We start from the raw sequence: 504 nt of genomic DNA, 5'->3' as shown, positions 1-504 counted from the left end.
CTGCCGATGGACATCGCCGGCCGCAAGCCGGACAAGGCCTGGCTCGACACCGTGGTCGACACCGTCGGGCTGCGCGACCGGCTCGGCCACAAGCCCACCGAGCTGTCCGGCGGCCAGCAGCAGCGCGTCGCCTGCGCCCGCGCGCTCGCCTCCCGCCCGGAGATCATCTTCGCCGACGAGCCGACCGGCAACCTGGACTCCCGCGCCGGCGCCGAGGTGCTCGCCTTCCTACGCCGCAGCGTGCGCGAGATGGGCCAGACCGTCGTCATGGTCACCCACGACCCGGTCGCCGCCTCCTACGCCGACCGCGTCCTGTTCCTCGCCGACGGCCAGGTCGTCGACGAGATGCGCGAGCCCACCTCCGACGCCGTGCTCGAGCGCATGAAGCGCTTCGACGCCGCGGGCCGGAGGTCCTGACCCATGCTCCGCGCCACGCTCAAGGGCCTGCTGGCCCACAAACTGCGCCTCGCCCTCTCCGCGGTCGCCGTCGTGCTCGGCACCGCG

The 504-nt window shown here is 73.8% G+C and carries 1 protein-coding gene; it reads left to right on the top strand.

The window, feature by feature from the left end; genetic code table 11:
* Positions 1-417 (top strand): ABC transporter ATP-binding protein (locus G9H72_RS20835; RefSeq protein ID WP_166174775.1); only part of this gene is annotated, 417 nt, incomplete at its 5' end.
* Positions 418-504 lie beyond the last annotated feature (87 nt).

The organism is Motilibacter aurantiacus (assembly GCF_011250645.1).
Classification (GTDB): Bacteria; Actinomycetota; Actinomycetes; order Motilibacterales; family Motilibacteraceae; genus Motilibacter_A; species Motilibacter_A aurantiacus.
The sequence above is the reverse complement of the archived record's forward strand: the minus strand, read 5'-3'. Positions and strand labels throughout refer to the sequence as shown.